19 protein-coding genes and 1 other RNA gene are annotated in these 26277 nt (G+C 45.4%); 10 read left to right on the plus strand and 10 right to left on the minus strand.

Features of this window, described 5'->3' with window-relative positions; translation table 11 throughout:
- Positions 1 to 226: 226 nt before the first annotated feature.
- Entirely contained in the window at positions 227 to 1573 is a 1347-nt protein-coding gene (gene murD / locus QZW82_RS20865; protein WP_293152163.1) for a UDP-N-acetylmuramoyl-L-alanine--D-glutamate ligase, read from the plus strand.
- 250 nt (positions 1574 to 1823) lie between these two features.
- Here the strand turns inward: murD and QZW82_RS20870 are convergent, their stop codons facing one another.
- From QZW82_RS20870 to QZW82_RS20895, 6 genes are all read right to left on the minus strand, one after another.
- Complete coding sequence (locus QZW82_RS20870; protein ID WP_293152166.1) at positions 1824 to 1994, minus strand: hypothetical protein; 171 nt, start codon at positions 1992 to 1994, stop codon at positions 1824 to 1826.
- A 142-nt stretch (positions 1995 to 2136) separates the two neighbouring features.
- On the minus strand, positions 2137 to 2499 hold the full coding sequence (locus QZW82_RS20875) for a hypothetical protein (protein WP_293152169.1): 363 nt from the start codon (positions 2497 to 2499) through the stop codon (positions 2137 to 2139).
- Positions 2468 to 2650: a hypothetical protein gene (locus QZW82_RS20880; RefSeq protein WP_293152172.1), complete on the minus strand. Its 183-nt coding sequence runs from the start codon at positions 2648 to 2650 to the stop codon at positions 2468 to 2470. The genes QZW82_RS20875 and QZW82_RS20880 overlap by 32 nt, the downstream gene beginning before the upstream one ends.
- Before the next feature lie 74 nt (positions 2651 to 2724).
- On the minus strand, positions 2725 to 3144 hold the full coding sequence (locus QZW82_RS20885; RefSeq protein WP_293152175.1) for an MAPEG family protein: 420 nt from the start codon (positions 3142 to 3144) through the stop codon (positions 2725 to 2727).
- 166 nt (positions 3145 to 3310) lie between these two features.
- Entirely contained in the window at positions 3311 to 3970 is a 660-nt protein-coding gene (locus tag QZW82_RS20890) for an SGNH/GDSL hydrolase family protein (RefSeq protein WP_293152178.1), read from the minus strand.
- A gap of 263 nt (positions 3971 to 4233) precedes the next feature.
- Positions 4234 to 5982, minus strand: coding sequence for an ABC transporter ATP-binding protein (locus tag QZW82_RS20895; RefSeq protein ID WP_293152244.1), 1749 nt, complete (start codon positions 5980 to 5982; stop codon positions 4234 to 4236).
- A gap of 309 nt (positions 5983 to 6291) precedes the next feature.
- On the opposite strand from QZW82_RS20895, the gene groL reads away from it, so the two are divergent.
- From groL to QZW82_RS20925, 6 genes are all read left to right on the plus strand, one after another.
- Positions 6292 to 7992, plus strand: a complete 1701-nt coding sequence (groL, locus tag QZW82_RS20900; protein ID WP_293152181.1) for a chaperonin GroEL — start codon at positions 6292 to 6294, stop codon at positions 7990 to 7992.
- A gap of 635 nt (positions 7993 to 8627) precedes the next feature.
- A complete protein-coding gene (locus QZW82_RS20905) occupies positions 8628 to 12863 on the plus strand; it encodes a PAS domain-containing protein (RefSeq protein WP_293152184.1) in 4236 nt (1411 codons plus the stop codon).
- Between the two features lie 111 nt (positions 12864 to 12974).
- Entirely contained in the window at positions 12975 to 14138 is a 1164-nt protein-coding gene (gene corA / locus QZW82_RS20910; RefSeq protein WP_293152187.1) for a magnesium/cobalt transporter CorA, read from the plus strand.
- Positions 14139 to 14572: 434 nt separating this feature from the next.
- Positions 14573 to 15007: RNase P RNA component class A (gene rnpB / locus QZW82_RS20915), an RNA gene on the plus strand.
- Positions 15008 to 15258: 251 nt separating this feature from the next.
- Positions 15259 to 15966, plus strand: coding sequence for a ribonuclease III (rnc, locus tag QZW82_RS20920; protein WP_293152190.1), 708 nt, complete (start codon positions 15259 to 15261; stop codon positions 15964 to 15966).
- Between the two features lie 552 nt (positions 15967 to 16518).
- Entirely contained in the window at positions 16519 to 17616 is a 1098-nt protein-coding gene (locus tag QZW82_RS20925; RefSeq protein ID WP_293152193.1) for a Gfo/Idh/MocA family oxidoreductase, read from the plus strand.
- An 836-nt stretch (positions 17617 to 18452) separates the two neighbouring features.
- Here QZW82_RS20925 and QZW82_RS20930 read toward each other — a convergent pair.
- The 3 genes from QZW82_RS20930 to QZW82_RS20940 all read right to left on the minus strand — a co-directional run bounded on the left by QZW82_RS20930 (position 18453) and on the right by QZW82_RS20940 (position 22636).
- Positions 18453 to 20531 carry an ATP-binding protein gene (locus QZW82_RS20930; RefSeq protein WP_293152196.1) on the minus strand — a complete coding sequence of 693 codons (2079 nt, stop codon included), beginning with the start codon at positions 20529 to 20531 and terminating at the stop codon, positions 18453 to 18455.
- Between the two features lie 187 nt (positions 20532 to 20718).
- A complete protein-coding gene (locus QZW82_RS20935; RefSeq protein WP_293152199.1) occupies positions 20719 to 21990 on the minus strand; it encodes a transposase in 1272 nt (423 codons plus the stop codon).
- Positions 21991 to 22330: 340 nt separating this feature from the next.
- Positions 22331 to 22636, minus strand: a complete 306-nt coding sequence (locus QZW82_RS20940) for a hypothetical protein (protein ID WP_293152202.1) — start codon at positions 22634 to 22636, stop codon at positions 22331 to 22333.
- Positions 22637 to 22758: 122 nt separating this feature from the next.
- On the opposite strand from QZW82_RS20940, the gene QZW82_RS20945 reads away from it, so the two are divergent.
- Positions 22759 to 23418, plus strand: a complete 660-nt coding sequence (locus QZW82_RS20945; protein ID WP_293152205.1) for a class I SAM-dependent methyltransferase — start codon at positions 22759 to 22761, stop codon at positions 23416 to 23418.
- Positions 23419 to 24160: 742 nt separating this feature from the next.
- Entirely contained in the window at positions 24161 to 24415 is a 255-nt protein-coding gene (locus QZW82_RS20950; RefSeq protein WP_293152247.1) for a DUF2811 domain-containing protein, read from the plus strand.
- 95 nt (positions 24416 to 24510) lie between these two features.
- On the opposite strand, the gene QZW82_RS20955 is transcribed toward QZW82_RS20950, so the two are convergent.
- Positions 24511 to 24696: a hypothetical protein gene (locus QZW82_RS20955; protein WP_293152208.1), complete on the minus strand. Its 186-nt coding sequence runs from the start codon at positions 24694 to 24696 to the stop codon at positions 24511 to 24513.
- A 36-nt stretch (positions 24697 to 24732) separates the two neighbouring features.
- Between QZW82_RS20955 and hemG the strand changes: the two genes are divergently transcribed.
- Positions 24733 to 26199, plus strand: a complete 1467-nt coding sequence (gene hemG, locus QZW82_RS20960) for a protoporphyrinogen oxidase (protein WP_293152211.1) — start codon at positions 24733 to 24735, stop codon at positions 26197 to 26199.
- The last annotated feature ends 78 nt before the right edge of the window (positions 26200 to 26277 follow it).

Genomic DNA, 26277 nt, shown 5'->3' on the forward strand with positions numbered 1-26277 from the left:
TTATATAGCGGGTGTTGGCTGACTTTAGGGCGATCGTCAATCGATTTTAGACGAGGTACGTAGTTGCGCTTCAGCGCTCTTTCATCTATATAAATAAGAGCGCTTAAGCGCAACAACATACCTTTTTTCGTAAATTAAGCATAATGGCCAATAGGCAAAAATTCATGCAAGGTTAAGATATAAACTTAGAAAACCAGGGAAATTCGCTCCATCACACACATAACGTATGCCGATCGCTCATATAATTGGATTAGGAAAATCAGGGATTGCCGCCGCCAGACTGCTCAAACGCGAAGGATGGGAAGTAACGCTGAGCGATCGCTCATCGGCCCCAAACTTGCTCGAACAACAACAGGAACTAGCTAACGAAGGCATCAATCTGGAGTTAGGTAAATCTTTTGAACCTGACAAATCGATAGAATTAGTAGTAGTAAGTCCGGGCGTTCCCTGGGATATTCCAGCATTAGTACGCGCCCGAGAATTAGGAATTGAAACAATCGGAGAAATGGCTCTCGCGTGGCGCTATCTCAAATCTCCTTGGGTAGCAATTACTGGTACTAACGGCAAAACTACGACTACTGCTTTAATTGCTGCGATTTTTGCGGAAGCAGGGCTTCATGCTCCTGCTTGCGGCAACATTGGCTATGCTGCGTGCGAATTAGCTTTAGCCAAGAAACCGCCGGATTGGGTAATCGCAGAAATCAGCAGCTATCAGATAGAATCATCGCCGTCTGTAGCGCCGCGCATCGGAGTTTTGACGACTTTGACGCCGGATCACCTCAGCCGCCACAAAACTTTAGAAAATTACTACAGCATTAAAGCACATTTGCTGAAAAAGTCGGAATTGCAAATCATCAACGGTGACGATCCTGGTTTGCGGCAGCAAGGAGTTGACATTTGGCCGGATGCGTGTTGGACGAGTGTCAAAGGTGAAAAAGAATTGTTGGGAAAACGCAGTTTTGGAGCCTACATCGAAGACGGTTGGGTAATCGCTCAAGGCGATAAAATTTTGCCTGCTGAGTCTTTGCGGATGGTGGGCGAACACAATTTGCAAAATTTGTTGATGGCTGTGGCGGCGGCTAATTTGGCGGGGATAGATCGAAGTGCGATCGCCCGGGCGATCGCGAAATTCCCCGGAGTGGCGCACCGCCTCGAACACATCCGCACCTGGGAAGGCATAGATTTCATCAACGACAGCAAAGCGACTAATTACGATGCGGCGCAAGTCGGGTTAGCTGCTGTCAGCGCGCCGGCGATTTTGATTGCGGGTGGCGATCCCAAAGAGGGCGACGATAGCGCTTGGATTGATACAATTAAGGCGAAGGCTGTTGCAGTGCTGTTAATTGGGGATGCAGCGGGCATTTTTAGCGATCGGCTGGAACAAGCAAATTATAACGCTTGGGAAATCGTCGAAACAATGGAAAGAGCAATTCCCAGAGCCGCAGAATTAGGCAAACAAAACAAAGCTAAAGTCGTACTGCTTTCGCCAGCCTGCGCCAGCTTCGATCAATACCAAAGCTTCGAGCAGCGCGGCGATCATTTCCGTCAATTGTGTCTCGAATCCCTAGCTTAGAAATGACAATTAAATAACTTATAGCGGTTCTCAGAAAGATGAGGTATGTTGTTGGGCTTCAGCCCTCTTAGTCTAAGCGGTTATACAAGCTATCACGCATACCTTACCTTGTTGAGAAAGGCTGTAAAACTTGATGGTTATTGTGGGAGGGGCGTCCCGCCCGTCATGAAAGAACGGGCGGGACGCCCATCCCACTTTCAAGAGTGTAAATTATTTAATTTGCGATCCTTAGTCCTAAATGCGCCAGCCCTCAAACACTCTTCCAAATATCCTTAATTCTAGCCTGCTGTTCCCATTCAAGATCGTGAAAAACCAGCATCATTTCCTCATGAGTGTAATCAATAATAATCGCAGCCAACTGATCCACCGTTTCCGCTTCCAGCATAGCTAGTTTCAATTTTGTCATTACTTCTTTATCCATTAACGCCAACACTTTAATCTTGACCTCATATCGTGTCCGAGCGATTAACCTCAATCAGATTAGTTCGCACGTACCAACTTAACTCTGCACGTGCGAGCCGTTTTTATGATGGTCATTGACCGGATATGATAGCATTGTTATGTTATTTTTGTCTGCAAATCTCTTTTAATTTTCGATTCAAACTGCTAGCCTGAACCCAATTAAAATTATCAAAATACCGCGAGGACACTTGAAAATCTTCGTCACAAAGCTCAGAAAGCAATTTTTCATCAATCTCCAGAATCTTATCTTGGGAAGTGGTATTTTTTCGCAACAAAGCTGCGATTTCCCTTTCTATTTGGCGGTTTCCTTGCTGAAAGAAATCTTGAGAGTTAGAACGAAACAAACCGCTATTGATTTGCTGAATTTGGCTTGGTGTCACCGATTGAGCCGAGACAGCAGCCGGAAATGCCAAGGATGCTGCTAGCCACCAGCTAGGAATTATTTGTTTGAGAATGCTGTTCATCACTATCGGGAGGACTTTTTACCTCTATTTGTTTTTCTTCTTCTGACTCGCTGGCTAATTCATCTTCTAGTGCGAGTTTTTCTTGCCACTCGGTAAGCTGTTGAAAAAGTTGCTGGTTAATTTGAAATACGGGTTTATTTGTTTCTGACATATTTAATCCTGAACGAGATTGAAAGAGTTAGATTTACATAAAAAGGTGCGCGAGGCGCACCCTACTAATATCAATTATAGCTGTGAAACTTTCAGCAGCGACATGATTGTGCCAATTAAGGAACCGCCCAACAGAGCTAAAGTGGCTAAGGTACTAATGCCAAATCCTGCCGCTCGTTTTTCGGCAGCTTGATAGTAACCCCAAGCAAACAAAATGCGTCCAATTATCCAAACTGCACCGATACCGGCGGCCCAAAGTGGGCTGACAAATTGCGAAAACAGCCATAGCGAGGGCAAAAATAGAATCATTTGCTCTAAGGTATTTTGCTGAACTCGCAACACTCGTTCAAAGTCCGGGTTTCCGGTCATCTGCGGGGGAGAAACTTTGTATTTGAATCTGGCTCTGCCGACGTTGATGGTAACAATGAAATAGAGAATTAATGCTGAAACAGTAATTAGACTAGGCCAGACTGTGGCGTTTGCTTCTGCGAGCATGATTCGGTATTATTGGGTTAGAGTAGATATATTCATTATACTATTTTTGTAATATTTTTAGATATCCTGACATATTATTTATGACTTCTTTTAGTAGTCACATCCGACACTTTATGATGCGAAAGCGACGATTGTAAACTGAGTCTCATCCAGCATCGGGAATTGGTTAACTTAGGTGCGCTGACAGACAAGCTTCCAGAGCACCAGCCATTTTCCGAAATCCTTCTCGGTTGGGATGAACGCCATCGGGGAGATCGTCTAGGCTGAGGATCTTATATAAATCAACAAAATCTATGGGCTTCCCTGCTTGTTGTTTTTCCTTGACTAAGTCCTCGCTCTTTTGATTGTATTGTATAACTCGCTGATTTAAGGTGGGTTCAGACATCGGCGGAATTGAAGCGAGAAAGAGTTTGACATTGGGTGCTGTTTGAAAAATGCGATCGAGTAATTGGTTGAGGTAATAGCTTGCAGTTTCCACTTGATGCAATTGTGCGATATTATTGGTGCCGATGAGGAGCAAAATAATATCCGGTTGGAAGGTTTGCAGCCAATCAGCAACTCGATCGCAAATTTCTTCGATCCGCCAACCGGAATGTCCCTCGTGATGCTGAGAGAGTAAGGTTTCGGGGCCGTTGCTTAGGGAACCGACAAACTCAATAGCATAGCCTCGATTCTCCATTGCAGGCTGTAAGTCGATGCGATATCCTCCTGGTACGAAGTATCCATCGGTAATTGAGTCGCCTAGGGGCATGATTTTGATGGGACGATTTCCCGGTGAATCGTTGTTGCTGGAGAGGCTTGAAGGATGAGAAGTTTGATTTCCCACGACTATATTTGATAAATAACTAAGTTAACTAAGCTTAAGTTTGTAGTGAGGACTTCAATCCTTTTTCCTTTGTCTGAAGAAGGACTAAATGCCAGTTTGTAGTGAGGACTTCAGTCCTTTTTCCTTTGTCGGAAGAAGGACTAAAGTCCTCACTACGAACCTGTCTGAAGAAGGACTAAAGTCCTCACTACGAACCTGAAGAAGGACTAAAGTCCTCACTACGAACCTGTCTGAAGAAGGACTAAAGTCCTCACTACGAACCTTTAATGCAGCAATTCTTCTAGTTTTTGCTGGTTCCACAAATACTGATACAGCCCTGTTTGGTTTACCAATTCTGCGTGAGTGCCGCTTTGCACTATTTCTCCCTTTTCCATGACGAATATGCGATCGGCACTGGCGGCGGCTGACATTTGGTGCGAGATGAAAATTACGGTTTTGCGATCGGTTCCGGTTGCCAAGTTCTGCAAAATATCGGTTGCAGTTTGATTGTCTACGCTGGAAAGAGCATCATCTAAAATTAGCACGGGAGCGTCAACTAACAAGGCTCTAGCTAATGCTGTTCTTTGCCTTTGTCCGCCGGACAAGGTAATGCCGCGCTCGCCGACAACTGTTTTGTACTGTTGCGGAAAGTTGAGGATTTCTGGGTGTATTTGTGCTTGTTTCGCGGCTGCTTCAATTTCTGGCTCTTCTGCTAAAGGATTGCCGTAGCGGATGTTATTCTTGATGGTAGTACCGAACAAAAAGCTTTCTTGGGGCACGTAGGCGATCGCCCCGCGCAACTCCCTCAACTTCACCTCGGTAATATCCTGCCCGTCTACAAACAACTCACCTGCATCGATATTCAGCAAGCGCGGCAGGGCATTGGCCAAGGTTGATTTACCAGAACCGATCGCCCCAACAATCGAGACTGTTTCGCCCGGTTTGATGGTAAAATTGACATCTTTGAGCGCGGGTATCTTAGCGCCTGGATAGGTATAATTCAAATTGCGAGCGACTATTTCACCTTTGACGGGACTTGGCAAGTCCGCTGCATCCGGAGCATCCTTAATTTGCGCTTCCACAGTCAAAATTGATTCGATGCGATCGACACTGACTTCTCCGCGCTGGTAAGCAGTAATGGTGAAACCCAACAGCGCCGTGGGAAATACCAAACGCTCGACATAAATTAGCAGCGCCACAAAATCGCCGATGCTAATGTCGCCCTTAGCAATTGCTCCGCCACCCGCAGAAAGCAGCACCAGCAAACTGATGCTTGCCAAACCGCCCAGCAGTGGAAAAATAAAGTTTCTAGTTTGGGCTAATGTCAAATTGGCTGATAGCAACTTGGCGTTACAATCGCGAAAAGCTCGACGTTCATTTTCTTCTTGAGCATAGATTTTAATTACGGACATTCCGCTCATATCCTCTTGAATTAAATCGCTCATTGCCGAGAGTTCTTCTTGCACGGCTAGTTGCTGGATGCGAAGTTTGTCGCTAAATAACTGTACCAAAACTAGCATTAATGGATAAACTGCGATCGCCAACAGCGTCAGCCGTACATTAATCCCCAGCATCACCGGCAAAGTCAAAGCATAAGCAAAGGCTGTATTCGCCAAACTCAGCACTGCAAAACCCACCAAGCGGCGAATATTGTCCAAGTCGGAAGTAGCGCGATTAATTAAATCCCCTACAGTATTGGCAGCAAAATAAGACGGTTCTAATGTTAATAAATGATTAAATATTTGCTGTTTGAGGTCAAATTCTACTTGACGCCCGACGCCAAACAGCAGAATCCGCGATGCCATCCGAATTCCCCACATGATTGAAGCTAGTACGAGAATCAGTATCACGTAGTTGAAAACTTGGTCAAATTTAGTCGCCACTTGGAGTGTGTCAACTGCATTCCGAATCAGCAGGGGAATATAAACGCCTACAGCATTGACAATTAATAGCGAAAAAACGCCCCAAAATGTGGGTTTCCAGTGCGGGCGCATATAAGAAATCAGTTTTTGCAGTCGAGAATAACGAGCCATAGGTATAACAGTTGACAGTTGACAGTTGACAGTTGACAGTTGACAGTTAGTACCCGAATTTAACCGTTGATACGTATAGCAGTTGACAGTGGACAGTTGACACTCCATCCGATCGCCCGCAATGGCACAAATAACATTATATCTGCGGGGAAACCGCAGTGCCGTCCTCTACTCACCCCGACTGCTCCCCCAAATCCGCCCCCGCCAGCCCCACACTTCTGAGGGACACGCTACAATCTAAAGTCGATCGACTTAGCACTCAGAGTCAGAGAGTGCTAAATTTGCTAATGTAAGCGCAAGGAGACAAACATGACCAAAATAGTTGCATTTAGCGACAAATCTCGGCGGGCACTGGAACGCGGCGTCAATCAACTCGCCGATGCAGTCCGCATCACCTTGGGCCCCAAAGGCCGGAATGTCCTACTCGAAAAGAAATTCGGCACTCCCCAAATCGTTAACGATGGTATCACCGTTGCTAGGGAAATTGAACTCGAAGATCCTCTCGAAAATGCTGGCGCTCGCTTAATTCAAGAAGTCGCCTCCAAAACTAAAGATATCGCAGGCGACGGCACCACCACCGCTACCGTGATTGCCCAATCCCTCATTCGCGAAGGTTTGAAGAATGTCGCAGCAGGCGCCAATCCAGTCGCACTGCGCCGCGGGATTGAAAAAACGATCGCCCATTTAGTCCTAGAAATCGCTAAATTAGCGAAACCAGTTGAAGGATCTGCCATTGCTCAGGTCGCCACTGTCTCCGCCGGTAACGACGAAGAAGTCGGTGACATGATTGCTCAAGCCATGGAAAAAGTCACCAAAGATGGCGTCATTACTGTTGAAGAGTCGAAATCTCTGTTGACAGAATTGGAAGTTGTCGAAGGGATGCAGTACGATCGCGGATATCTTTCCCCGTATTTCGTCACCAACAACGATCGCATGGAAGTTGAGTACGAAAACGCTCGCATCCTGATTACCGACAAAAAAATTAACTCCATTCAAGAACTAATTCCGCTTCTTGAAAAAGTTGCCCGCACCGGTTCACCGCTGATCATTATCGCCGAAGATATTGAAGGTGAAGCTTTGGCAACTTTGGTCATCAACAAAGCACGCGGTGTATTGAATATCGCAGCTACCAAATCTCCTGGTTTTGGCGAGCGACGCAAAGCCATGCTACAAGATATCGCCGTTCTGACCGGCGGTCAACTGATTTCTGAAGAAGTCGGACTCAGCATTGATACCGCAACACTAGAAATGCTCGGTACCGCCCGCAAAATTACGATCGACAAAGAAAACACCATCATTGTCGCTGGCGACGAACACAAAGCAGACGTGTTATCACGGATCGAGCAAATCCGCAAGCAGCTAGCAGCGACGGATTCTGACTACGACAAGGAAAAATTAACCGAACGCATTGCCAAACTTGCTGGCGGTATTGCTGTAATTAAAGTAGGCGCAGCTACCGAAACCGAACTCAAAGATCGCAAACTCCGCATTGAAGACGCCCTCAACGCTACTAAAGCTGCTGTGGAAGAAGGTATCGTCGCTGGAGGCGGCACGACGCTGATTCACCTGATTACAAAAATTGATGCCATCAGAAGCACTTTAGACGCTGAAGAGCAAATTGGTGCTGATTTGGTTGCAAAAGCTTTGGAAGCACCTTTGCGTCAAATCGCTGATAATGCCGGTGTTGAAGGTTCGATCGCGATCGAGCGAGTGCGGGCTAGCGAATTGAACATTGGCTACAACGCTCTCACCGACGTTTACGAAGATATGATTGCCGCTGGAATTATCGATCCGGCTAAGGTAGTGCGATCGGCTTTACAAAATGCCGGTTCCATTGCTGGCATGGTTTTGACCACTGAAGCTGTAATTGTCGAAAAACCCGAGAAGAAAAAAGCTGGTGGCGACATGGGCGACATGGGCGGCATGGGCGGCATGGGCGGCATGGGCGGCATGGGCGGCATGGGCGGCATGGGCGGCATGGGCGGCATGGGCGGCATGGGCATGATGTAGTCCATTATTGTCAACTTAACGTCTAATGTTCCGATCCCCCCTAGCCCCCCTTAAAAAGGGGGGAACCGGAAGCACTCAAAGTCCCCCGACTATCAGGGGGGATTTAGGGGGATCCCTCGGATAGACGATTAAGCCCTCCGATCCCCCCTAGCCCCCGTTAAAAAAGGGGGAACCGGAAGCACTCAAAGTCCCCCAACAATCAGGGGGATTTAGGGGGATCTCACCTCCGATAAAAGCGAGATTTATCAATGGTTCCAGCCTTGAGTTGACACGAATGCGCCCACCCCCTCTCTCTCCCCCCTCTCCCCATCTCTCCCCCTCTCCCTATCTCTCCCCCTCTCCCTATCTCCCTATCTCCCTATCTCTCCCCCAACTGTCAACTGTCAACTGTCAACTGTCAACTGTTGAACCCCTCTCCCTTTTGTATCCGATGCGTCTTGTTGAAAAAAAGAGCAGATGCTCTAATTAAGTTATATTCCAAAACATACTATTTCCTGAAATTTTTTGTATTATAGGGAACGGGCCGAAAATTGTACCGGGAACGCCAGCAGTAAAGTGCGAAAAAATATTTGAGTGAGTTAAACTAACTTTAGGAAAAATTTAAAGCTTAACTTGCAAGTGATCAAAAAATACCCATGCAGGAAGTTATCAACTCGTTACAGTCTTTTTTCTCTGACTCTGTTGATGCTTTCCTAGAGTGCGATCGACAGCAAAAGTACATATCGATTAATCCTGTAGCTGCTGCTTGGATGGGATTGGAGCCGGCTGAAGCAGTCAACAAAACGAATCGGGAATTGTTGAAATTATATCCCAATAATACAGCTCTAAAAAATATAATCTCTCAGATTGATTCCTGCCTGCAACAAGTATTTATCACAGGGGAAAAAAAGCTGGCAATTCACGAGGTGACGGCGGCAGACGGGGGGATTAAAATCTACGAAACGGCTTACACGCCAGCGCTGGATGTCTCTACCAACCAGATGCGGGTTTTGGGTGTCGGTAGAGATATCACCAGACACTACCGCTGGCAGCAGCAGAAAACTCAACAGTTGCGTCGCTCGAATCATTTACTGTGGTTGAATGCAGCTAACAGTCCCCTGGCAATGGTAGGCTGGGATGAGAATTTTCGGATCGTTCAGTGGTCGAAACGTGCTGAAGAAATCTTTGGCTGGACTTCCGATGATATGCTGGGCAAGCATTTCGGCGATTTGGACTTGGTTTGCGAGGACGATCGAGAGGCTGTAAGTGCGATCGAACTCGAACTAGCCTCCGGTAACGGCAATACTTCAATCAATCAAAATAAAACCAAATGCGGACAAGTTATTTGGTGTCGTTGGTTCAACTCGATTATTCGCAGCGGCGACACTTTTACAGTGCTTTCTTTGGTGGAAGATATCACGGATCGCAAACGGCTGGAAGCAGAAAAAGCCCAAGCTTCTCGCCTTACAGCAATGGTAGCCGATGTCGGTATTGCCCTCACCAAACACCCTCAAGATATCCTGCTTCCCTGTTGCGAAGCAATGGTACGAAATCTCGATGTCGCCTCTGCTGAAATTTGGACTTTTAACTCTCAATACAATATTTGCGAGTTGCAAGCAACCTCTGGAATCTACAGCCGCACAGACGAGGTTGCTAGATTTATTCAAAATAAGGTTAACTCGATCGCCGAACAGCAAAAACCACTATTTGATTGCCGATTTGAACTGAATCATTTGGGGCTAGAGGAGCAAGAATGCGGGGAAGCCACGCCAGCACACAGTTCGCAATTAGCAATTATCGACAGCAGTCACAATCGGGGAAATTGCCAAATCCCCAAGCAAATTCTTACCTTCGCCGGCTATCCTTTAATTGTCGAAGAAAGGCTAGTGGGAGTCATGGTAATTGTCAGCCACCAGTCGCTGACAGTACCCTTTGAAGAAACTTTAGGATCCGTTGCCGATGTCATCGCTTTAGGCATCGAACGCAAGCGTGCAGAAGCTGAATTAAAATCAGCTAGAGGGTTCCTCAATTCCGTAGTAGAAAATCTGCCCTTGGGAGTTTTTGCTAAAGATGCTTCTTCGCTAAAATTCGTGCTGTGGAATAAGGCGGGGGAAACGATCGCAGGTGTGACATCTCAAGAGGCGATCGGCAAAAATGACTATGATATTTACTCCAAAGAACAAGCTGATGTTTTTACCGCTCAAGACAGGGAAATATTGACCAGTCATCACAACCAATCTCTGGTTAAAGAAATAGCCGAAGAGCCGATCCAGACTCGCCACAAAGGTATGAGAATACTACACACCCGCAAAGTGCCAATTCTCGACGCTCAGGGCCATCCTCAGTACGTTTTGGGGATTACAGAAGATATTACCGAACGCAGGCAGGTAGACGAAAGCGTGCGCCTCTACGACCAAATTGTTGAGAATATGCAAATTGGTTTGTACGTCTATCACTTGGAAAATATAGAAGATGATAGCACCTTGAGGGCGATCGCCTCTAATCCCGCTGCCACTAGGTTTACAGGGCTAGAAATGGCCGACGTTTTGGGCATGACAATCGACGAGATTTTTCCGCATTTGCGATCGAAAAACATTCCCCAAGCATTTGCTGAAGTAATTCGCACTCAAAAAGCCGTAGAAGTTGAAGATATTGACTGCGACGAATCAGGAAAAATAACTCTTGCTTTTTCTATTAAAGCTTTTCCGTTACCTAACAACTCCGTAGGCGTGGCATTTGAAAATATTACAGCTCGCAAGTGCCTGGAAGTAGAACTGCAAGTAGCATTGGCACAAACCGAACGTTCGGAACAACTGCTGCGGACGGTAATCGACAAAACCAGTGACTGGATTTTTGCCAAGAATAAACAATTTCGCTATATTTTAGCCAACAACAGTTTAGCCGAAGCGATCGGTAAAACAGTCGAAGAAATAATTGGCAAATCAGATTTAGAATTAGGATTTTCAGAAGAGCTAGTATTTGGAAACTCCGCACAAAATCTCCGAGGATTTCGCACAGATGATTCTGCTGTACTGGCAGGCGAAATCATCCACAATCCCTGCGATGCTGCAACTGTTGCTGATGGTTCAATACATATTTTAGATACCAAAAAAGTCCCTCTGCGCGATGCTGAAGGTAATATATTTGCAGTGCTAGGTTTTACTAACGATATTACAAAACGTCATGAATCGGAAGCAGCTTTGCGTAGGAGTGAAGCCAGATTTAGGTCTTTGGTTGCTAATATTCCTGGAGTGGTTTATCGCTGGCGTTGCGATTTTTCTACAAGTTTTATTAGCGAGGCAATTTACTTAATAGCGGGCTACCCGGCTGGGGATTTTATTTCGCGTTTGGACAGCAAAGGCAGAACTTTTGCTAGCATTATTTACCCCGAAGATTTGGCAAAAGTAGAAGCAACTATTCGGCAAGGAATAGAAAATAAACAGTCTTATAATTTAGAATACCGCTTGCTAGCAGCAGACAGCACGGTTAAATGGGTGTGGGATAAAGGTTCTCCAGTGTTCGACGCCGATGGGAGCGTTTCCTGTTTGGACGGGGTGATTTTGGATATTAGCGATCGCTACTACGCCCAAGAAGCATTGCGCCAAAAAACTTCTGAGTTGGAATCTGTTTTTCTAGCATTGCCGGATCAGTATTTCCGCCTCAATGCTGACGGCATTATTTTGGATTATTTGTCAGGAAATTCAGCGGATTTGTATCTGAATTCCGACTCTTTTCTTGGCAAACAAGTGACCGATATATTGCCAACAACCGCCGCTAGCCAGCTAGAAGAGGCTCTACTGGAAGTTGCCGAAAATAGAATTCCAGTTAGTCTAGAGTATTCCCTATCCATGCCGTCTGGGGAAGAAACCTATGAAGCGAGATTGCTACCTTTTAACTCGAATCAGGCAATAGTTATCGCCCGCAATATTACCAAGCGCAAACAAGCCGAATCAGAATTAAAAGATAAAAATCGCGAACTAGAGCAAACCTTGCAACAATTAGGCCGGACTCAAGCTCAATTAATTCAAGCAGAAAAAATGTCGAGTTTGGGACAGCTAGTGGCCGGAATTGCTCACGAAATCAATAATCCTGTTAGTTTTATTTACGGCAATATTATTCACGCTAACGAGTATGCAAAAAATTTGCTGCAATTGTGTAGTTTGTATCAAAAAAATTACCCGCAACCAGTAACGGAAATTGCGAATTTTGCTGAAGAAATAGAAGTAGAATTTATGCAAGAGGATTTCCCGAGCCTGCTGAATTCAATTGAAAATGGAGCCGATCGCATTCGCGAAATTGTTCTGTCTTTGCGTAATTTTTCCAGACTGGAAGAATCTGATATTAAGCGTGTTGATATTCACGAAGGAATTGACAGCGCTCTATTAATTTTGCAACACAAACTCAAAGAAAATGGTAGAAATCGCCCGATTGAAATAGTCAAAGAATATGGTATGCTACCACCCGTACAGTGCTATGTCGGACAGTTAAATCAAGTGTTTATGAATATACTAAGTAATGCGATTGATGCTTTGGCAAATATCAGAAATAGAAAATTGGAATTGGCGAGTGCAGCGGATGGGGAACGGCAAAATTTTTCTACTTTACCTTTGGCTTGTGACGCATTTCCTTTGATTCGGATTCGCACGGAGGTTTTGGAGAACAATCGGGTGGCGATCGCAATTTCGGATAACGGGTCAGGAATGGCAGAGTCTGTTCAATCTCGGATATTTGACCCGTTTTTTACTACTAAACCAGTCGGTAAAGGTACTGGTTTGGGGCTGTCTATCTCCTACCAGATTGTGGTGGAAAGACACAGGGGCAAGCTGGACTGTATTTCCGCGCCCGGTGGTGGCACTGAATTTGCGATCGAGATTCCTATTAAGCAAAGGTAATTAGTCAGTTGACCTGGGACAGTTGACCTGGGACAGTTGTTATTTAAAATTGATGGTTATACTGGAAAAATGATAGTCTAATTAAATGTTCCAAAACTCGGAAATATCAACATGGTATACAAAAGCATACATACTTCTAGTGCCGTTCCCAAACCAATTAAAGATGATGATGATTCCTACGTTGACTATTTTTATGACGATCCAGGAGCGATGCCGGGAACTCTCGACTTAGAACCCGATGCGCCACCTCCTGAGATTATATTAATTGACTATTGCGAGACAGGAGCTAGCCGCGCCGAGTTGGCAAATCCTAGAGAAGCTGCTGCCTATTTAGATACAGAATCTGTTTCTTGGGTGGATATGTTGGGATTGGGAAACAAAGAAACCTGGAGACAAATGGGCGAAGTATTTAATTTGCACGTTATGGCTCAGGAAGATGTAGTTAATGTTCCTCAACGACCGAAAGTTGTAGACTATGAAGAACACCTTTTAATCATTGCTTGGATGGTGATGATTAAACCAAATTCAGATAATTTTCATAAAGAACAAGTAAGTTTTATTTTGGGCAAGCATTACCTGCTAACTGTTCAAGAAGAACCGGACTATGATTGTTTTGACCCGGTGCGAGTTCGCATTCGCAAAGGACAAGGAACTATTCGCAAGCACAAAGCAGATTATCTGGCTTATACTCTCCTAGATTCGATTATAGATGGATTTTTCCCTGTATTAGAAGTTTACGGAGAGCGGATTGAAGAGTTAGAGGATGAAGTGGTGGTGCGCCCAACGCGAAAAACTCTTGAAAAAATTTATAAAATCCGGCGAGAATTGCTGACGCTGCGCCGCGCCATTTGGCCGCAGCGGGATGCAATTAATGTTTTGATTCGCGATAGCAGCGATTTGATTAGTCCTGAGGTGCGAATTTATCTGCGCGACTGTTACGATCACACGGTGCAGGTGATGGATATGGTGGAAACTTATCGGGAGTTGTCTTCGGGTTTGATGGATGTTTATCTGTCTTCGGTTGGCAATAAAATGAATGAAATTATGAAACTGCTGACGGTGATTTCGAGTATCTTTATTCCTCTAACTTTTGTGGCGGGAGTATACGGGATGAATTTCAATACAGAGAAATCACCGTTGAATATGCCGGAACTGAATTGGTATTTTGGCTATCCACTTTGTTGGGGGCTGATGCTAGCGATCGCCTCTACTTTAGTTTACTTTTTTTGGCGGCGCGGCTGGTTTGAGAATTTTTCTACTCTTAAGGATGACTGAACCCAGGAATTCGATAAAATGCGATCGCCACCCAGGACATTTTTTAGGAGAGCAGGGCGGTTTTATTGTCAGGATAGGAAATCTCAAACTACCAAAAGTATCGCTCAAAGATCGGCTCGCACTTGAGCCAAGGTACGTAGTTGCGCTTGGGCGCTCTTTATAAATATTAGGAAAGAGCGCCCAAGCGCAACTACGTACCTAATTTGGGCATTGATATAGCCTTTCGATCTCTCATATGAGGTACTCATGGGGATAGGGCATTGGGCAAACAGGGCAAACAGGGCATTGGAATCGCGGGTATACCTCACTTTTTTGAGAAAGGCTATATCATCGATCAAAACTTCTTAAGCTCCCAGATTCAATTCTGCAAGTAAATCTAAAATCTAAAATCTAAAATCTAAAATCGCTGGCTTCCTGTACAATAAATCTGGGGAAAAAGTAGGCGCAGGCGGTTGCGGATTAGCGGAAGCTGGTCTGAGGAAAGTCCGGGCTCCCGAAAAACCAAACTTGCTGGGTAACGCCCAGTGCGAGCGATCGTGAGGATAGTGCCACAGAAAGATACCGCCCCCCATTTAGAGATTGGAGATTGGAGATTGGAGATTGCATCAAAAATCGATCGTCAAAAATCGCAAAGTGTTAGGGGTAAGGGTGCAAAGGTGCGGTAAGAGCGCACCAGCAGCATCGAGAGGTGCTGGCTAGGTAAACCCCGGTTGGGAGCAAGGTCGGAGGGACTATGGTTGGTTTTTTACCGGTTCCGTTCTTTGGTACCGCTTGAGGCGTCTGGTAACAGGCGTCCCAGATAGATAACTGCCCTCGAAAACTGCTTGCAGTTGAGAGAACAGAACCCGGCTTATGTCCGACTTTTTCCCCTCCAATTTTTCGGTAAGGTTCGCCCATCAGCACCCACAGAAATATTTGGGTAACTGAACATTTGGTTTTGTAATGACAAGCTTTTTTATTAAAATGAATTTGATATTCTTTTCAACAATTCATGCTACTTTATACAAGCTCCCAACCCGGATATTATTCAGCAAGCGAAATCTGCAATTATAAAATATTATCTGAAAATTCAAGTCTAAAGTATAAAAAACTAAATCCTAAATCTAAAATCTAAAATCGTATGATTTATCCAGGTCGCCAAAAGCAACTTGAAATATTAATTGAAAAATTGGGGCTGCCGAAGGATGCTGCGATCAAATGGCATCTTGTAGATTTGGCTTTGACTCATGCTAGTGCGTCTGCTAAGGCAAATTACGAGCAATTAGAGTTTGTCGGCGATGCTGTGGTGCGGCTGGCGGCTTCGGAATTGTTGTTTGAAATTTATCCTGACTGTGCGGTGGGGGAATTTGCTGCTATTCGATCGATCTTGGTGAGCGATCGCATCCTTGCTAAAATCGCTGACAGTTACGGGTTCGATCGCTATTTAATCGTTTCCAGCAGCGCCGCCTCGGACAAAACAGGCGCAGTGCCCAGACTGGCAGATTCTTTGGAAGCCTTGCTGGCCGCCCTTTATTTGAGTGCCCAGACGTTAGAATTAGTTCGCCCTTGGCTCGATCCTCACTTTCAGCGCCTAGCGGCGGAAATTCGCAGCGATCCCGCCCGCCAAAACTACAAAGCTGCCCTCCAGGAGTTGACTCAAGGCAAGTATAAAACTTTGCCCAAATATAGCGTGCGAGAAACCGGGACAGTACAGGGCGGCGAGGATCGTTTTACCGCCGAGGTTCACATTCAGGGAGAGTTGGTAGCAGAGGGAAAAGGTCGATCGATCAAAGCGGCCGAACAAGCAGCGGCTCAGGCAGCTTTTAATAAATTAGTTGATTGTCCGTAATTGAGAATTTAAAAAAATGTAACAAACAAGGTTCGTAGTGAGGACTTTAGTCCTTAAGGGGAAGGACTGAAGTCCTCACTACAAACCTACGTTTATGACCCTCGTTATAACTATTTTTTTATTAAAAAACCTAAAAAAAATTCCAAATATGCTATAATAGCTGTGCGATTTTTGAAATTATCATCAGTCAGGAACTCGGAGGCTCAAGCCACGCTCGCTTGTAAGAAATTGCAAGCTGTTCTGACCAGACCCCTCTTTCGAGGAGACGTTATTTAGGTCACGATACCGGCGAATGCGACGCTAGTTTTCCGCTCTATCGTTTGCAGTTAAACAAACTTAAAGTCACGCTCGTTAGTGCTGCAAGCTTAACAAGCCTTTATAACCAGGTCGAAGCGAACATTACCCCGAAAGGGATTCGGAGACAACCATATCTCCACGGAGGGGCAACCATACCCCTCCAACCCCGAAAGGGGATTCAAGGCGATTGAAATCGCCGTGTCGTTTCCCTCTCAGGTCTGAAGACACTGAGTTTCCCACTTACCGAGCTGTTTTATGAAAATCGGAATAGCTGTATTGGGTGCTGGCCGCTGGGGAGTTAATTTAATTCGCAACTTTCTCGAACATCCCAACAGCGAAGTTTTAGCGGTAGTAGACCCGAATCGAGATTCATTGGTGGCTGTGCAAAAACAGTTTAATCTGCATCCCTCGATGATTCTAGCTACCGATTGGTCACAAATAGAAGCATTGCCGGGACTATATGCTGTGGCGATCGCCACTCCAGCCTCCACACACTACACCCTCGCAACCGCCGCGCTGCAACAAGGCTACCACGTCTTAGTAGAAAAACCCCTCGCCCTCAATCTCAGTGAAGCAATAGAACTCTGTGAATTAGCCCAAAAACAGCAGCGACAACTCTTCGTCGATCACACTTATCTGTTTCATCCCGCAGTCGATCGCGGTCAAACGATTATTCAGCAGCATCAACTCGGAACCTTGCGCTACGGTTACGCCCAGCGCACCCATTTTGAACCCGTGCGGCATGATGTTGATGCCCTTTGGGACTTGGCCGTTCACGATATCGCTATTTTCAATACTTGGCTGCAACAAACCCCTATTCAAGTCAGGGCGACTGGTACTGTATTTCCGAAGTCAGAAGTCAAAAGTCAGGGGGAAGAAGCAATAAATCAAGCAGAAGGATTAGCAGATTTAGTTTGGGTAACGCTGACTTATCCCGACGGATTTCAAGCATTCATTCACCTGTGCTGGCTAAATCCCGACAAACAGCGGCGGTTAACAGTTGTTGGCAGTTTGGGAACTTTGATTTTTGATGAAATGTCGCCGGAAACTCCTCTAATTTTGCAGCGTGGTGGTTCAAATCGGGGGGGCGATGAGGATAATTTTGGCGAAAGTGCGTTAGCGAAGCCCTCGAAGAGGATCGGGCCGCCACCCACAAGTCTCAGGTACCGGGAAGTCTTAAATTTAGAACCAGCAGAGCCACTGCGGCGAGTGTGCGATCGTTTCCTCAACTGCGTGCAAACCAATACCCCTTGTCCTAGTTCTTCCGGTGCGGCCTCCGTAGAATTAATCCGCATTCTGGGCACTTTGAGCAAATCCCTCGAACTTGGCGGACAGCCCCTGATACCATTTTAGATTTAAAATTTAAAATTTTAGATTTAAAATTTAAAATTCTAAATTTTATACTATTTTTGATTTTAGATTAAGAAAATGCGATCGTGTCCGTTGGAACAATCGCCATAAAATTGGTTGGTAGTGAGTGATTTATTCCTCATCAAAATCTCCCAACTAAAATCATAACTGCGAACATTTTATTAAGGATAATTAACCAGATATAACGGTATTCAAAAAGATGAGGTACGTTGTTGGGCTTCAGCCCCTATACGCTTAGTGATTATATAAGCTGTTAGTAATACCTCATTTTTTTGAGAAAGGCTATATATCAATACTCCGGACAGTTTTAGATCTAATCGAGTATGTCAAACCCTTGATGGCTATAGGGATGAGTATTTTTTCAATCTTTAGGTCTAGCCCTGAGTTTCAAAAAAACATTAAAAATGCCAGGGCTTGCACTGCAACGCTTACAGAGCCGTTAAAAAACTGTCCGAAGTATTGATATATAGCAGTTTTCAGAAAAAAGAGGTACGCTTTAGCAATCGGGAAAAATCAATTTGGAAAAAATCACTCGGCAACCAACGAAAAGCTTGCGTTTCAAAAGTTGCTCCTGTGGCAATTACTAATTGCCAATTATATTGTGTCCGATCGATTAACCGCAGTAAGATTAGTTCGTAGTGCGGACTTCAGTCCGCAAAAAGCTGCGGACTTCAGTCCGCACTACAAACTCAGAACAGTTATATAGCGGTTCTCAAGCGTGGTGAGGTACAGGGGTTCCAATCCAATTTCCACGGAATCCGATGCCCGATGCCCAATGCCCATGAGTACCTCATATGAGAGCTTGAAAGGCTATAATATCAGTCATAACTTTTGAAATTTCCCTTTTCCTTTACCAAGTCCGGGCTGTGAAAATAAAAACTTGACTGCTGATTGACCGGCAAAGAAATCATCACCGCAGTACCTTGATCCACACCCGCGCTGTGCAGGGTAATGCTTCCGATCATAGATTCCATGATCCTTCGGGAGATAGCCAAGCCCAAACCGTTACCGCCAAACTTGCGAGTTGTAGAACCATCGGCCATCACAAAAGGTTGAAACAATTTCTGCTGCTGCTCGGGATCTATACCAACTCCGGTATCTTTAATTGTCACAACCACCCAATCGCTTTGGGTGTTGTTGGCGATCCTCTCCGAGGGCTGCGCTAACGCATTTTCCGGCACACTTCCGTTAAAACTACCAGAATTAGTCCTGGCTTCTAACCGCACAGATATACTAATGCTGCCCGACTCTGTAAACTTAACCGCATTGCTCAACACGTTTAAAAATACCTGTTTTAGCTTCTCCGGATCTGCATGAACAATAATCGGATCGTGAGGAGGTGGCAAGTTTAATTTTAAACCTTTTTCCTCAATTTGAGCTGCTTGCAAATCAATCGCGTCTTCAAGTACCTGAGTAATATCAACTACTTCTAACATCAGGGAGAAAGTGCCAGATTCTATTTTAGCAATGTCCAAAATATCATTAATAATATTGAGCAATTGCATTGAGGAGTCGTGGGCGCGCTGCAAGAACTCCATCTCTTCATCTCGGTCATCGCAGTAGCCGTCACGCACAATTTGAATAAAACCAATAATTCCGTTGAGTGGCGTTCTCAATTCGTGAGAAATATTTCCCAAGAATTCATTTTTTAACTGATTGGCAACTTGCGCTTCCTTGGTTGCGATTTCCAATTCTCCTGCCCAGGTTCTGAGGCGCTGTACCATGCTGTTGAGAGCTTCTGATAGTTGATTGAATTCTCTAATTTGGAAATTTTCCGGCACTGCTAGGGGCGCTTCTGCTGTATCCACTGTCTGCGCGTAGTCTCTCAGTTTTTCCAAAGGACGCGCTAAGTCGCGAGACAGATATAAAGTCGCGATGATACTAGCAGCAACCAAACCCACAATTAAATTAAATAAAACTTGCTGAATTTCTTCCAAACCTGACAGAGCATAATCTAAACGAGAGACAGCTAAAATAATCCACTTGCTGTTCTCCTTTCTAGTTGAAGGACTCGGGATAGCAGCGTATCCTGCTAGCAACTCTACACCATTTCTTTCAAAGGAAAATAGGTGGAGAAAAGCCTGTCCGCCAGCCATCGCCCTTCTGAGAATACTTTTTAGTCGATCGGCATCTGCCTCAGCATCGATATTGCGGCCCACGCGGTTGATATTCGGATGCGCCAAAATCGTCCCATCTTGGTCTATAGCCACCGTATAGCCAGCTAGAGAACCCTTCGGAGCACTGGTTTGCACCGGCAGGGCCGACTGCAAACTCAAAGCATAACTCAACTGCCGGGTGTTGCCCCGACGAGTGTAAACTGGAGCGCTCAACACCAAACTAACTTGGCTGTCGCGAGCTTCTTTACTCGCATCTGGAAAATCCTCAGCACCCGAAGCCACCTTCTTGCTGCTGGCTTTTCCCTGTCGCTGGAGAGGCCACGACAGACTGATGTAAACGCTCTTGTCATCCAGCAGAGTTTGCTGCTGCTGCACGGGCGGCCAAAACTTGGCAGGTAGCGACTGAATCGGCTGCTGCCCGCAAGTGCTAGCTATCACTTGATTTGTCTGTACATTAGTCAATTGCAAGCAATCAACCTGGGCTGGCAACCGCTGCCCTAATTGCGCGATAAACTTTTGATAATCCTTCGGCTCTACAGACTGCAACATTGAGTTTTCCGAAGCGCCGATTAGATTGGACTTCAGCGATTTCGACCACTGTTCAATAGTTTCTGCTTTTCTGACTGCACTTTCTGTCAAGTTTAGACGAGCAGTTTCCAGAAGCGTCGAGCGTGCCTTGCGATAGGTAACATACTCCCCCACCAGTAGAACAGGTACGCTGAGCAACAAAATCCGCGACAGTAAAATACGGCGAAAGGAGGATTGACCTAACTTAACCATAGGACATATCAAAATTAAGGTGCAACACCAACAGCGACCATAGTGCAATCAACCAGACGGAAAGCGCGAATCGGTCTAGGGTGCCCTGCTGACCAGACAACACAGCTTCAAAACAACATTTAAACACAATTATAGAAGCCACTGTAGTAATCTCGATTCTAAGTGTGCAACACAAAACTTACTCAAATCAAGCATTTGGCTTAAATTGACGTTTGCTTCCTGCTTCAACCAAGGATGACGGCATCTTGTTGTTCGCAGGCCTTAATTGGGCGCTTGCCTCAGGTACAATGCTCTGGCGGGCATTTTCCAGAATTATTGCTGCATTTAGATTGCAATTGAGGGAAACACCACATCGATCGCAGCTATATACAGGTTCCTTGAGAGGCATTCGCTGAATATTGCCACAGCAAGAACAGGTTTTAGACGAAGGAGACCACCTGTCAACCAGTTCTACCTTGGTTCCCCAAAATGCCACTTTGTAGGTCAAAATTCTGCGGAATTCATCAATACCTAAGGTCTCCAGGTCGATCGCTAATTTTTGATTAGCGATCGTGCCAGAGATATTGAGGTCTTCAATCCGAATCTGGTAGTATTTTCGGCTGATAATATCAGTTGTTATTTTTTTTTGCCCCAAAATTCGTCTGAGGTTAGCAATATCTGCGGGTTTTATTGGTAATTTTTGGTAGTATTTCCAGCCATTGTTAAATGCTCTAATTGTTTGAGTACGGTTCCCTGATTTCTGGTTGCGGTTGTACCACCGATTCTTGATCGGCTTGATTTTTGATATTTTCAGGATTTGTGGTGCGATCGTGAATAAGCCATCTGACAACGTGGCACAGCATTTGACACCGAAGTCAACACCAACAGTCTGAACTTGATGCACTCTGTGTAAATTTTTGTCATCAACAGGCAGATTCCAGGAGACAAACCCTTTGTCTGCTGCCCTAGAGATAGTGAATGTTTTGCTATAACTCACAAATGCTATTGGTTGCTTGAGTCTGAATTTTTCCAAACCAGCGATTGTGCTTTGCTTCCTCTTGAGTCGGACTTGGCGATTAGTAAATGGCATCATTGCTTCACCCTTTGCAGGATATACTCCTGATTTGTTTTTGCTGGTGAAACTATCACCTTTCTTTTTAAATTTGAATCGAGTCAAGCCTGATTTACCTAGTCGCCACCCTTGGATAGCTTTACCTAAATTATTCAGTGCTGATGGATAGATAGCTAATGGATAGCCTTTTATCCAAGCATACTCAGGCTTGATTTTTACCTGATTGGTAAAGACTTTCTGAATATCAGCTAATTGTTGAGAATCACTGGCTTTGATTTCTTCAAATTGCCATGACTGGGTTAGTATGGATAATCGCAAGTTATAAACAAGCCTCGCCAAACTTGCACAGCCATCTAGCAAAGAGCGTTCTTTATTATTCAGTTTTAGCTCTCGTTTCAGACTGTACATTGTTTTACCCTATTTGCAGGTATATCTGCAAATATATCAACAGCTAATAGAAAATGTCAATGACTTTCAAAAGGCACAATAGATTAGGTTTCCTCCCACACAATGAAGAACCATTTGATAAAATTCCACTACAAGCCAATGTAAAAGTAGGTGTGAGATCGAAAATAAAGGCGAGAGGGGATTGGCACAACCGTCTGAGACAAAAATTGGATGAATGGCTGCAATAATGGGAGCGAGATACGGAGATTTGAGGGATTTAGGCAGAAATTTTGCACGTCTGATAACCAGTCTTTACTTAAAGATGCTCAGCAATTTGTTGGGCAAATGGCTGTGATTTGAATCACACTTCCATTTTCAATTCTCGGCTCGATTGGCAGCCGATCGCCCAGGGGTAAAATCTTTCAGGCTGACAGACGGCAGTGGGTTGAAGGTAGAATCGCATAGATGCACGGTTGCGACCGAAGGTAAGAGGCAAAAACTTGTGTCTCGGGCTAGCGATCGAGAGAGACTTCTGGCTCGATCGCACTTTGGCATTCGCGAATGCCTTCGAGGGATACCCCATCAAATGGGCGATGCGAGATTTTGCACCCTGGGAAAGATTTTTTTTGACATAGGATTGATGCGGTAACAATAATTTACCTGTCAAACAATGAGACGATCGAGTCGTCGATCGACTCTCACAACCCTAATCTGACGAACATTAGCCCAAACAGTGCATCCACGCCACGTCAATTTGCGGCCTCGGCAATAGTTTCCATAGCTCAATCGATGAAAAAAAACTCCAGCAATTATACGTATTATTACACAAACAACCGTCCCAGATATCATCACGCTTATTTGGTATCTCCCCTTCTAGAAATGCTGGCGACTGTTCAAAATGCCAGCCCGACAAAACTCCGAGTTTTGGATCTCGGCTGTGGCAATGGCAGCCTCAGTCACGTCATCGCAGAGCACGGCTGCGAAGTTGTCGGCGTTGACACTTCTGCACCCGGAATTGCCATCTCCCGTCAAAGTTTCCCAGAGTGTCAGTTTATCCAAGCAGATATTTATGAACTCCCCGATACCGATATGCTGAACTCATTTGATGTTGTCTTAGCCATTGAAGTAATCGAACACTTACTTTATCCAAAAGAACTGGCTAAAAATGCCAAACTATGTCTAAAACCGGGAGGTGTGCTAATTATTTCCACACCCTATCACGGCTATTTAAAAAACCTGATATTAGCTGTTTCTGGCAAGTTAGACAAACATTTTACCGTGCTTTGGGACAACGGACACATTAAATTCTTTTCAGTAAAGACCCTGACTCAATTATTGACGACAGAAGGATATACCGACATTAATTTTAAATTTGCTGGTCGGTGTCCCTATCTTTGGAAATCAATGCTATGTTCTAGTAAATTCAAGGGAGAACCTGAAAATCTATAAATTTTTAGTATTTTTAGTGGCGCTATGTCAGCCGAATTAATTTCCTTAATTGACAATTGACAATCGGCCATCAGGAAAAGTAAAAGATAAATTTCAGATTCAAAAATAAAATGACTGTTGGGGTTTGGTGCTCGAAAGGCTATGGCGGTTCTCGAAAAAGTAAAGTATGCCCACGGAAGCCACTCCAGGCCTATGCCTTATGTACCTCATCTTTTTGAGAAAGGCTATATTGTCGGGCTGGGGGTGCAAGTTCGATCGGGCTATAGGGGCGAAAATGCCTGAAAACACCAAGGATCAATGACCCATGACCAATGACCCATGACCCATTAATCCCCTTTGCAATTCTTATTTTTTCCCTGACTTTTCCCTCAACATTCCACAGCGTTTCCACAGGCAAGTCTGAGGTTTTCCACAGATTTGAAAAAGTTTTCCACAGAAATTAACGGTACGGTCGGATCTTCCTGCGGAATTGGGGATTTCGTTAACCTCTTGCCAAATCCCTGATATAAACCTCTCATATGTAAACTTATGTAACAAAAAAGCCTTAAAAGGCTTATTATTGCGTAAATCTTTTTTTTACATAAAGGACTTTGTAATATTTTGCAACATTGACAAACCCACCGATTGATACGCACAATGATGCGACCGACCTAAAAAAAGCGCTCTGATTTCGGCTGTGCCTGTACCTGTATCCGGCCGAAAAGGGGTTCTATTTTCAATTTATTAGCGAGACTAAAAAATGATGAACCCAACAGTCAGTATTTTTGCCGAAATTCCCGAAACGCTGCACGATTCTCTCAAAATTTACCTGGAAACTCATCCCGAATGGGATCTCGATCGAGTATTCTCCGCCTCCCTGTCGCTGTTTTTGTTGCAGAATGCCGATAGCGGTACGCCGGAAGCTTCCCGCAGCTACCGCCAAGCTGCCAGGGTTTATCTTGAAACTCTGTTTCAATCGCCTCAAGACTTGCACAGCAATAATGTAAGTCCTTTTTAGTTAAAGAGAGGGAGAGGGGGAGAGGGGGAGAGGGGAAGATTAATCGACAATTTTTGAGAAAAATGCTTTAGAAATACGGGAGAATTTACCGATTTTCAATTCCCGATTCCCAATTCCCAATTCCCGATTCCCGATTCCCAATGCCCGATTCCCAATTCCCAATTCCCAATTCCCAATTCCCAATTCCCGATTCCCAATTCCCGATTCCCAATTCCCGATTCGTTAATCTGCAAGCGGTTTTGCGGTACGCCCAACAAAGAGCTAAAGCCGTGCAAACCCATGTAACATAAAGATTGCGATATTTTTATATATGTAACATGGAAGTTTTAGATACCTTGATTGTGGGTGCGGGGATTAGCGGTTTGAGTTTGGCACACGCACTTCAAAAGGAAGCGAGGAGTGCATCGCCACGGACGATTTTGGTGGCTGAGAGTCAGGGACGTGTGGGCGGGAATATCACGACTGCTACGGGGGAGGGGTTTCTCTGGGAGGAGGGCCCGAATAGTTTTTCGCCGACGCCGGAGTTGCTGAAGTTGGCTGTGGATGTGGGTTTGAAGCAGGAGTTGATTTTTGCCGATCGCAAATTGCCTCGTTTTGTTTACTGGCAAAAGAAGCTGCAACCGGTGCCGATGACTCCTGGGGCGATGATTCAGTCTCGGTTGCTGAGTTTTCCGGGGAAACTGCGGGCGCTGTTCGGGGCTTTGGGGTTTGTGGCGCCGGCAATGGGCGATCTACTTTCGCAGCAGGGTGATGAGGAAACTGTTTCTCAATTTTTCCGCCGTCATCTGGGAAAGGAAGTGATGCAGCGCTTGGTGGAACCTTTTGTGTCTGGGGTTTATGCTGGCGATCCCCAACAACTTAGCGCGGCGGCTGCTTTTGGCCGGGTAACAAAGATGGCTGATGCGGGTGGCGGGCTAGTGGCGGGGGCGCTGCTTTCTGCTAGGAAAAGACCCCCCCAACCCCCCCTTGGTAAGGGGGGGCTAAAGATTGTTGCAGATCCGAATGTTCCTCAGACTAAGCCGGGGGAGTTGGGTTCGTTTAAAGGGGGGTTGAAGGCTCTGCCAGAGGCGATCGCTGCGAACTTGGGCGATCGACTGAAACTCAACTGGCACCTGACTCGACTCGATCGCACGCCACGCGACACTTACATAGCTGTATTTTCTACCCCCGACGGACAGCAGGAAGTTGAGGCCCGCACCGTGGTTTTGACAACGCCGGCCTATGTTACAGCCGAGTTGTTACAACCTCTGCAACCGTCCGTTAGCAGCGCTTTACAAGCTTTTACTTATCCTGCGGTTGCCTCCGTTGTATTGGCATATCCGATGTCGGATCTCAGGGGTAAATTAGTGGGATTTGGAAATTTAATTCCGAGAGGGCAGGGAATTCGCACTCTGGGGACGATTTGGACATCGAGTTTATTTGCCAACCGTGCGCCTGCGGGCTGGCAAACTCTCACGAGTTATATCGGCGGGGCTACTGATTCGGGAATTGGCAATCTGGACGCCGAACAAATTGTTGGGGAGGTGCACCGAGATTTGTCTCAGATTTTGCTGAAGCCGGAGGCAGGGCAGCCGAAAGTGTTGACTGTGAAAATTTGGAAGCGGGCGATTCCTCAGTACAATTTGGGGCATTTCGATCGCCTGGAACAGATTGATCGGGGCTTAAAATCTTTGCCGGGGCTGTATTTGTGCACCAACTACTTTGGCGGTGTGGCTTTGGGAGATTGCGTGCGGAGGGGTTTTGAGCGGGCGGTGCAAGTGGGCGAGTATTTGAACGATCGCTAGTTTTGAGTTTTGAGTTTTGAGTTGCTCCGGATGCTTAGGAGCGGATCTTACCTATGGCGTGGGAGGGCAGGTTTATAG

This window comes from Microcoleus sp. bin48.metabat.b7b8b9.023, assembly GCF_013299185.1.
Taxonomy (GTDB): Bacteria; Cyanobacteriota; Cyanobacteriia; order Cyanobacteriales; family Microcoleaceae; genus Microcoleus.

What these genes read in the sequence shown, in the direction of transcription:
- QZW82_RS20955 (WP_293152208.1), bottom strand. Translation starts at nt 24,696, where the DNA reads ATGGGTTTGCACGGCTTTAGCTCTTTGTTGGGCGTACCGCAAAACCGC.
- QZW82_RS20930 (WP_293152196.1), bottom strand. Translation starts at nt 20,531, where the DNA reads ATGGTTAAGTTAGGTCAATCCTCCTTTCGCCGTATTTTACTGTCGCGG.
- QZW82_RS20935 (WP_293152199.1), bottom strand. Translation starts at nt 21,990, where the DNA reads ATGTACAGTCTGAAACGAGAGCTAAAACTGAATAATAAAGAACGCTCT.
- QZW82_RS20885 (WP_293152175.1), bottom strand. Translation starts at nt 3,144, where the DNA reads ATGCTCGCAGAAGCAAACGCCACAGTCTGGCCTAGTCTAATTACTGTT.
- QZW82_RS20950 (WP_293152247.1), top strand. Translation starts at nt 24,161, where the DNA reads ATGAACCCAACAGTCAGTATTTTTGCCGAAATTCCCGAAACGCTGCAC.
- QZW82_RS20875 (WP_293152169.1), bottom strand. Translation starts at nt 2,499, where the DNA reads ATGAACAGCATTCTCAAACAAATAATTCCTAGCTGGTGGCTAGCAGCA.
- QZW82_RS20945 (WP_293152205.1), top strand. Translation starts at nt 22,759, where the DNA reads ATGAAAAAAAACTCCAGCAATTATACGTATTATTACACAAACAACCGT.
- groL (WP_293152181.1), top strand. Translation starts at nt 6,292, where the DNA reads ATGACCAAAATAGTTGCATTTAGCGACAAATCTCGGCGGGCACTGGAA.
- QZW82_RS20880 (WP_293152172.1), bottom strand. Translation starts at nt 2,650, where the DNA reads ATGTCAGAAACAAATAAACCCGTATTTCAAATTAACCAGCAACTTTTT.
- rnc (WP_293152190.1), top strand. Translation starts at nt 15,259, where the DNA reads ATGATTTATCCAGGTCGCCAAAAGCAACTTGAAATATTAATTGAAAAA.
- murD (WP_293152163.1), top strand. Translation starts at nt 227, where the DNA reads ATGCCGATCGCTCATATAATTGGATTAGGAAAATCAGGGATTGCCGCC.
- QZW82_RS20870 (WP_293152166.1), bottom strand. Translation starts at nt 1,994, where the DNA reads ATGGATAAAGAAGTAATGACAAAATTGAAACTAGCTATGCTGGAAGCG.
- QZW82_RS20925 (WP_293152193.1), top strand. Translation starts at nt 16,519, where the DNA reads ATGAAAATCGGAATAGCTGTATTGGGTGCTGGCCGCTGGGGAGTTAAT.
- corA (WP_293152187.1), top strand. Translation starts at nt 12,975, where the DNA reads ATGGTATACAAAAGCATACATACTTCTAGTGCCGTTCCCAAACCAATT.
- hemG (WP_293152211.1), top strand. Translation starts at nt 24,733, where the DNA reads ATGGAAGTTTTAGATACCTTGATTGTGGGTGCGGGGATTAGCGGTTTG.
- QZW82_RS20905 (WP_293152184.1), top strand. Translation starts at nt 8,628, where the DNA reads ATGCAGGAAGTTATCAACTCGTTACAGTCTTTTTTCTCTGACTCTGTT.
- QZW82_RS20895 (WP_293152244.1), bottom strand. Translation starts at nt 5,982, where the DNA reads ATGGCTCGTTATTCTCGACTGCAAAAACTGATTTCTTATATGCGCCCG.